This window comes from Candidatus Aminicenantes bacterium (assembly GCA_026393855.1).
Lineage (GTDB): Bacteria > Acidobacteriota > Aminicenantia > Aminicenantales > UBA4085 > UBA4085.
Genome location: JAPKZJ010000014.1, coordinates 38,937 through 47,137, shown reverse-complemented (window position 1 = coordinate 47,137; position 8,201 = coordinate 38,937). Strand labels below are relative to the sequence as shown.

The 8,201-nt window shown below is 63.4% G+C and carries 6 protein-coding genes and 1 pseudogene; 3 read left to right on the top strand and 4 right to left on the bottom strand.

What is annotated here, in order from left to right:
• The first annotated feature begins 221 nt into the window (after positions 1–221).
• From NTZ26_02265 to NTZ26_02255, 3 genes are all read left to right on the top strand, one after another.
• A complete protein-coding gene (locus NTZ26_02265) occupies positions 222–935 on the top strand; it encodes a lysophospholipid acyltransferase family protein (protein ID MCX6559317.1) in 714 nt (237 codons plus the stop codon).
• Positions 932–1,495, top strand: coding sequence for an SIS domain-containing protein (locus tag NTZ26_02260; GenBank protein MCX6559316.1), 564 nt, complete (start codon positions 932–934; stop codon positions 1,493–1,495). Before NTZ26_02265 ends, NTZ26_02260 begins: the two co-directional genes overlap by 4 nt.
• Before the next feature lie 265 nt (positions 1,496–1,760).
• Positions 1,761–2,288 (top strand): prepilin-type N-terminal cleavage/methylation domain-containing protein, encoded by a 528-nt coding sequence (locus tag NTZ26_02255; GenBank protein ID MCX6559315.1) that lies wholly within the window; start codon positions 1,761–1,763, stop codon positions 2,286–2,288.
• A 1,157-nt stretch (positions 2,289–3,445) separates the two neighbouring features.
• On the opposite strand, the pseudogene NTZ26_02250 reads toward NTZ26_02255, so the two are convergent.
• The 4 genes and pseudogenes from NTZ26_02250 to NTZ26_02235 form a co-directional block, all read right to left on the bottom strand.
• Positions 3,446–4,612, bottom strand: a pseudogene (locus tag NTZ26_02250) (pyridoxal phosphate-dependent aminotransferase).
• Between the two features lie 24 nt (positions 4,613–4,636).
• Positions 4,637–6,040 carry an SPFH domain-containing protein gene (locus NTZ26_02245; GenBank protein ID MCX6559314.1) on the bottom strand — a complete coding sequence of 468 codons (1,404 nt, stop codon included), beginning with the start codon at positions 6,038–6,040 and terminating at the stop codon, positions 4,637–4,639.
• A gap of 139 nt (positions 6,041–6,179) precedes the next feature.
• A complete protein-coding gene (locus NTZ26_02240) occupies positions 6,180–6,530 on the bottom strand; it encodes an SPASM domain-containing protein (protein MCX6559313.1) in 351 nt (116 codons plus the stop codon).
• Positions 6,527–8,191, bottom strand: a complete 1,665-nt coding sequence (locus tag NTZ26_02235; GenBank protein MCX6559312.1) for a radical SAM protein — start codon at positions 8,189–8,191, stop codon at positions 6,527–6,529. The genes NTZ26_02240 and NTZ26_02235 overlap by 4 nt, the downstream gene beginning before the upstream one ends.
• Positions 8,192–8,201 lie beyond the last annotated feature (10 nt).

The following is an 8,201-nucleotide window of genomic DNA, read 5'->3' as shown; positions in this document are numbered from 1 at the left end:
TGGAGAGCTTCACCTACACGACGACCACCCCCGAAGCGGGCCTGTACACGATCTCGTCCACGGCCGACTTCGACAAGGACTTGATCTGTTTGAACGGCTCGTTCATCCGTGGTCCCCGGGCCGGCGTTTCCGGAACCTGATTCAGCCTGAGCTGAACAACACCGATCTACCGAGGGCCGGCTCGAAAGAGCCGGTCCTTTTTTTATTGTATAATGGGGCCGATGATCGCCAGGACGTTCGTCGTCGGCCTGCTCTTCTTCCTTTATGTCCTGTCGCTGATTCCTCTGATCATCATTTGCGCGCTGATCCGGGCCCGGGAGCCCCTGCTCGCTTTCAGCCGCTTCCTAATGCGTCTTAACCGCGCGGTTCTTGGCCTGAAGGTCATCGTCGAAGGCCTGCCGGAAGTCGACGCCTCGCACCCCGTCGTCTATATGGCCGATCATCAAAGCTTCCTGGACGGCCCTCTGCTCTTCCTGCTCGTTCCGAGCTCCCCCAGGATCATCATCAAGGCTTCGGTGTTCCGCATCCCGATCTTCGGCCTGGGGATGCGCTATGTCGGGTTTGTCCCCGTTGATCGCCGGGGGGCGCGCGGCGGTCGGGCCGGCATCGAAAAGGCCGCCGCCCTTATGCGGGACCGGAAATACTCGTTTCTGATATTTCCGGAAGGGACGCGAAGCCGCGATAGCCGGATCCAGCCATTCCGCCGGGGGGGGTTCTTTCTGGCCATAGCCGCGGGCGCCCCGATCGTCCCCGTGACCGTCGAGGGAACTTTCCGGCTGATGCCCCGGGGCCGCTGGGTGCCCCGGCGGGGGACGATCCGAGTGGCCTTCCATCCCGCGGTGGAGACGGCGGGGACTACGCAGGACTTGATGGCCGGGCTGATGAATCAAGTCCGGGGCACGATTGTCTCGGGCTTTAAAGGAGATGTGCCATGACCGAAGCTTCGATCGGCAGCGAGCTGGGGCGCCTGACGGATGAGTTCTATGCGACTCGGGCCGAAGCCTACCAGGCTGCGGTCGCGGCCTGTGTTGCGGCGCTTCGCGGCGGCGGCAAGATCCTAGTCATGGGCAACGGCGGCAGTGCGGCCGAAGCCCAGCATTTCACGGCCGAGCTGATCAATAAGTTTTCGCGTCCCCGGCCCGGTTTGCGCGCCGTCACCCTGTCCGCCGACACCTCTGTTCTGACCTCGATCGCCAACGATATGTCCTACGATGCCGTTTTTAGCCGGCAAGTGGAGGCTTTGGGCGATCCGGGCGATGTGGCGCTGGCCTTGACGACCAGCGGCAATTCGCCCAATATCCTGCGAGCCCTGCGGGCGGCCCGAGAGAAGGGCATGAAATCAATCGCTTTGACCGGAATGGGCGGAGGCCAGATCTCGGGCCTGCCCGATATCCTCCTGGATGTCGCTTCCAGGGAGACGCCCAGGGTCCAGGAAATCCACCTCGTGATTATTCATACGCTAGTGGCCGATATTGAAGCCGGCTTAGGATTTTGATTGGATCATCAATACACGGCGACAAACCGCAACCCCACCGCAATGAGGGTGCTCCGGGGCGGCAGCCGAACGCAAGACGCGACCCCTAATTGCTTGGCGAAAAGTGGCAAGTTATGGACAAATTGCGGCTTTTTTAACGAATCTGGATTCGCTCGTAAAAAATAGCTTATTAAATACAACAAGATACGCCCCGCCTTGAATGGCACGCGGCTTGCATCCTATTTGCCGGGAATTCAGCCGCGAAAAACGCGGCAAGGAGCGAGCCATGCCCAATCGGAAGAGCGGCTTCACCCTGATCGAGCTTCTGGTCGTCGTGGCGATTATCGGCATTCTGGCTGCGCTGCTGGTTCCCAACGCCATGTCCGCCCTGCAGAGGGCGAAGATACGCGGCACCCAGAAGGACATCAGCACCATCGCCACGACCCTGATCAACTACATCGGCGACAAGTCCGTCCCGCCGGTCAACAGCGGCGACATCAGCACCACGCTGAAGAGCGCCCTGTCGCCGATGTACATCAAGGTCCTCCCGCTGAACGATCAGTGGGGCAACGGCTTCAAAGTCTACTGCGGAACGGCGGTAGATGGGAATTACGGCCTGACAGGCTCGGGGCCGGATGACTTTCTAATCGCATCCTATGGCCGCAGCGGCACGCTGGAGGGCTTCACCTATGTCGCGGCGACGCCGGAGGCCGGGCTGTACACGATCTCATCGTCGGCGGACTTCTTCAAGGATCTGATCTCGTTGAACGGCCAGTTCATCCGAGGTCCCCGGGCCGGCACCTCGGGGACCTAGAGTTCTTTGAGAGCTTCGACCCCTGCGGCTCCGCTATTAAACAACCAGGCCCGAGCGCTCTGCAGAAGCCTCTGAAAAGCCGCCCGTTGCAGCTCCAGGCGTTCTGCCCCGGCGACCAGGAGATGGGGGTTGAAAAACGGCGCCGGCTTGGCGGTCAGGCCTGCTTTCATCCCCGGGCATTCGCCCGCGGCGAGAATGTGCAGGGCCTCCTCGGGCGACAGCTCGACGACCGCCGGAGAAACGCTGTCGTTGCGCAGGATGATGATCTTTTTCAGAGTTGTTCGCCTAACGACGGCTTGGGCGCCGGCGATCCAATTGGGATCGATCAGGCCGTGCGCGTCCTTGGCGGCCTTGTAGCAGAACGGGGCGCCCCGGTCCAGCCGGCAGTCCTCGCCCCGCAAGCAGACGGCGTCTTTGCAATCGTCCTTGTGAAGGACGACGTTCTCGCACTTGCTGCCGTCGAATAAAGGCGCCAGGCGGCCGAAAACCTCGACCGCGGAGGTGGGCAGAAAGGCCTTGCGCTCCACTGCGTCCGCCAGGGCGGCTTTGCCCGCGTAACGGACGAAGAAAATCTCGCCGGCATGGAACCGGTAGCGCGGATCGCGCAGCAGCCCGAAGAAAAGATCGGTTTTTTTCGTTCCCGGAGGGCCGATCAGGGCCAAACCTTCTCCCGCCGCGTCGACCGACATCCCTCGGACCGGGTGGACGCCGAACGATCGCTCGCCGACGTCGGCCGCCAACCCCAGGGCCAGGCTCCGCAGGGGGCCGTAGGCGTCGCAGTTGACCAGGACGCCGGTCTTGGTCTCGGTGTTGTAAAGGGCCCGCGGCTCGCGCCCTGGGATGCCGTCCACGGCGTAGATGATCCCGTGCGGCTCCAGGCCGGCCTCGAGCTGGGCCGGATACCAGTTATCGACCCAGAAGTCGTTCAGGTGGGCGACGTTGGTCCGAAGCTGGACGACGACCCCGTTAATGACCGCGTTCCATTCGAAGGCGTTTTCCAGGCCGAGGCGCGATTCGGCCTCGGCCACCAGGCCGTCGCGGACGGCGACCGTCAGCCCGGCGTCGACGGGAACCGGCCTGCGGACCCGGGCCGCGTAGTTGGATAGAGCGATGCGCTTGGCCTGGCGGGCCGGCTGCAGCCGGGCCAGGGCTCGCCCGATGCGGTCCAACCCCTTCTCCAAGTTCTCCATGGAGGTGGCGTAAGACAGCCGGATGTAGTCGTCGGCGCCGAAGGAATCCCCCGGGACGACGGCGACGCCGGCTTCGCGCAGCAGGTAATAGGCCATCCCGTTGGAATTCCGGATCGGCGTGCCGTTGAATTCCTTGTCGTAATGGGTCTTGACGTTTGGGAAGAGGTAGAAGGCCCCCTGCGGCTTAAAGCAGGAGACGCCGGGCATGGCCTGCATTTTCATCAGGGCGTAGTTGCGGCGGCGGCCGAACTCTTGAACCATCTTGGCTACTTCGAACTGCGGCCCGGCGACGGCCTCCTGGGTGGCCCGCTGGGACATCGAGGCCGCGTTGGATGTAGTGTGGCTCTGGATCTTGGCCATGCCGGCGATGATGTCGGCCGGGCCCAGGGTGTATCCGATGCGCCAGCCGGTCATAGAATACGACTTGGAGGGGCCGTTGACGATAACCGTCTTCTTCTTGATGTCTTCGCCCAGGGCGGCGAAGCTGGTGAACGGAAAATCGTCGTAGACGAGCGAGGCATAGATCTCATCGGCCACAACATAGAGATCCTCGCCGCGGACGACGTCGGCCAGCGCCTGGAGCTGGGCTTTGGTGTAAGCCGCTCCCGTCGGGTTGGAGGGCGAGTTCAGGATGACGGCCTTGGTGGCGGGCGTGATGTGGGCCTTGAGAGCTTCGGCGGTCAGGACGAAGCCCTCCTCCTCCCGGGTCTCCACATAGACGGACTTGCCCTTGGCCAGCTTGACCTGGTGGGGGTAGGTGACCCAGTAGGGAACCGGGATGATGACTTCGTCGCCGGGGTCGAGCAAGGCCAGCATCAAATGGTACAGCGAGCTCTTGGCGCCCGAGGAGACGATGATTTCGTTGGGCGCGTAGGTCAGCCCGAAGTCCTCCTTGAAGCGGGCCAGGACGGCCTTCTTCAAGGCCGGCGTGCCGTCGTTCTCGGTGTACTTGGTGAAGTTGTCCTGGATGGCCTTGATCCCGGCCGCCTTGATGTTGGCCGGGGTCGGAAAGTCCGGCTCCCCGATGCTCAGGTCGACGACATCGATGCCCTCGGCCTTGAGCGCCTTGGCCTTGGCCGCGATGCGCAGCGTCGGGGAGGCGCCGATTTGCTTGACTCGTTCGGAAACCATGATCGCGTTGCCCTTTCCGAACCGGGCTTACTTGACGGGCTTGCCTTCGGAGGTAAGCTTGTCCTTCAGGAATTTCTTGATGTCCGCGCCGGTCAGCGATTGGAGCACGTCCGGCACCTGGGCCAGAATCTCGGCCATCTGGGCCGTTATCTTGGTCGTGCCCAGGGATTTGTCGCCGCCGACGACGACGATCTTGTCCACCTTGGACAGCGGCTCCGACATCCCCCGGACGACCTCGGGCAGGACCTTCATATACATTTCCAGGATGGCGGCGTCGCCGTACTTGTCCATCGACTGGGCCTTCTTGAGCATGGCCTCGGCCTCGGCAGTACCCTTCTCCTTGATCCGGGAAGCCTCGGCCAAGCCCTCCATCTTGACGGCCTCGGCCTTGCCGTGGGCTTCGGCTTGGATCCGGTATTCTTCCGCTTCGGCTTCGGACTTGATCTGGTATTTGCGGGCGTCGGACGGCTTGATGACGTTGGCCTCCAGCTCCTTCTCCCGCCGCAGGATTTCCAGCTCCTCGATCTTAATGGCCTGCTCCTTCTCCACCTGGCGGACCTTGGCTTCCTCGCGCTTGATATCCTGATTGAGGCGATGGCGCTCCAACTCGTAGGCGAAGTCGGCCTGGGCCTTCTTCTGGTTGACCAGGGTCAGCGAGTCGGATTTCTTGGTCTCATTCTCCCACTGGGCCTTGGCGATCTGGGCATCGGCCTGGAGCCGGGCGACTTCGGCTTCCTTGCGGGCCTGGGAAGACTTGATGACGGCTTCTTTCTCGCCCTCGGCCTCGGAAATGGCGGCGTCGCGCTTGGCGGCCATGATCAGCGGTTTGCTGAGGGAGTTGATGTAGCCTTGGGGGTCGGAGAACTCCTTGAGGGCGAAGGCCAGCAGGACCAGCCCCATCTTGGAGAGATCGGCCTTGGCCGCGGCCACGACCTTCTCGTTGAACTCGGCCCGGCCGCGGTAGATCTCTTCCACGGTCATCGTGCCGATGACCTCGCGCATCCGGCCTTCCAGGACGTTGACGGCGACTTCGCGGATGCCGTCCTTGCCGATGCCCAGGAACTGCTCCGCGGCGACCATGATGGCGCTCTCGCTCGAATCGATCTTGACCTGGGCCGTGGCGTCGGCCAGGATCGGCACGCCGCCGTGGGTCAGGACCTCCGGCGTCCGGATCGACAGGGACACGACCTCCATGGGAAGAGTGTCGACGGTTTCCAGGAAGGGCATGACGAAAGTTCCGCCGCCCAGCCGGTAGCGGTATCCGACCTTGACCTTGGCGCCGTCGGGGCCGGTCACCGTCTTCTTGCGCCCGGAGATGATCAGGGCTTCGTTGGGCCCGACCTTCTTGTATTGCTTGGCGACGAGAAGGGCGAACAGGGCCAGTATGACGAGGATGATACCGGCAGTGATCAGGATGCTGGGAAGAGTCATGAGGGCCTCCTTGGCGGATGATCGGTCATCGGGGGCTCCGCGGACCTAGGGCGTTGAAAAGCCAATTATTATTGTCCAGGCGGGCCAAGTCAAGCCAGACGCGATTCCGGGAAAAGCGGTTGGGCATACCGGCCCGGCGCTAGCGGCCGGTTTTTCGGGGAAAAAGGCGCCGGAGAGACGCGCCGAGCCCGCGGGCGGGTGAGGAGGCCGGCGGAGCGCTCTCCGTAGCCTGCGCCCCTTGTGCCAGGACCCGCTGGACGATGGGGCAGCCCGGGTTTTCCAGGCAGTACGGAGCCAGCTTGCCTTGGCTCAGATAGCGCCTGATCTCCTGGATTTCGGGCGAGTTCCAGACCTCGGCGTAATCCTCCATCTCGCCGATGACGGCGCCCCCGTAACAGCAGGGCAGGATGCCGCGCCTCAGAATATAGAAATTCTCCCAAGGCTCGCGGCAGAGAGGGAGTCCGGGAGGGGCCGCGTTTTCCGCGCTCATGAGGCGGCCTCCTTACCGGATGGAGAGGGGGCCGGCTTGCCGAAGTCGAACTGGCTGGCCAGGGGGACGCCATACTGCTGAGCGAACCGCTGGGCGTCCCGGAAGAGCGCTTCGAGCTCCTTGCGGCCGAGCGGCTCCCGGGCGAAGTCGAAGCGATACCCGCCCCGATCGATCGGCGCCTTCGGCTTGGCCGGGTGAAGCAGCGGCCGCAGGACGAGCTTGTCGGCCTCGATCCGCCGGGCCAGGCGGAAATACTCCTCGAGGTCGCCGGCGTTGACCCGCATCGGGATGAAAACCAGATAAATGCGCGGGAGACGGCCGGCCTTTTGCCGCTCTTCGTTCAGCCGGACAAGCGAGGGGACGATGTCGTCCCAGCGGTCGTTGCGGATCTTGGCGTAGGTCTCCCGCGTCGCTGCGTCCAGCGAGATATAGAGATTGACCGGCTTGCCGACCAGGGCCTTGATCGTCCGGTCGGTGAAGGCCTGCCCGTTGGACGACAGCTCGATGATCTTCTTCCGCTCGGCGCAGGCGTTCAGGATTTCGGCCAGCCGGGGATGGAGCAAGGGCTCGCCGAAAGAACAGTTGACCAGGTATCGGGCCGACCGGAAGAAGGGGCCGTAGCCTTTCAGTGTCGCGTCGTCGACGATCGCGTCGACGCGGTCGCCCTCCATCTCCTTCATCCCGTCCCAGAGGCAGTAGACGCAGGGCGGACTGATGTTGCAGCGACCGAAGAGATCGACGCCCAGGCTCAGGGGGTACGAGCTCAACACGGTCTTCCCGGCCTTCATCTCTTCATAGTTCTTGCGGGCGTTCTCCCGGAAAAAGGCGGAATCGGCGTGCCAGGCGTCGTCGTCGTGGAATTCCAGGGGGCCGATTCGAACGCCCAGCTCGCGTCCGTCTCCGGCATGGCGCTGAACCGGGTGAAGCCTGTCGACACTCAGCTCGATGACGGGAGGGATATCGGATTCGCCCCGATCCTGCTGCCGCAGCAAGGCCAGATCGTAGCTGCCATAGCCCCAGCCTTGGATGACCGGCCATTCCGCCGCGGGACTGCCCCGGTATGACAAAGTCAGCTTCTGATCGATGTCGGGAAAGTCCAGAAACACGGGGATGGTCAGATAGTGGTGCGCTCGAACCTGTTTCCAAGGCAGCAGGATTTCGCCGCGGCGGCCCATCCAGCGGAACGTCGAATAGCCCTCCGTCTCCCAGCCGTGCCATCCGGCGCCGTAGACCGGATCGTCCTGCGTCCCGGCCGCGATCACGGCGGCGGCCTGGACCATGATGCCCAGGATCCTCCCGTCGCCGGGCACGGAATGGGTCCGGTCCAGCCGGAGGGTGAAGGGGATCTCCCCGCCGGCCGGAAACGAGAAAGGGAAGAACAGCGTCGTGAATTGCGTCGGGACGACGGCTTGCCCGAGGGATCGGCCGTCGAGAAAGACTTCCAGCCTAGGCGCCTGCTGATCGGCGAATAGATGCTTGACGGCCAGGGTCAGGCAGCGGGTGTCGGGCGAGCCGGGGCCGGCGACGAAAATCTCCGCTTCGCGGCTCATCCAGCGGAAAGGGATGATGTCCTGATTTTCCCAGCCATAGAAACCGCGGCCGTATCGAACCGTCGGCGTCGCGACGGGCTTGTCGTCCGGCCGATCGTCGGGAAGAGTCAACGGCGTCCCG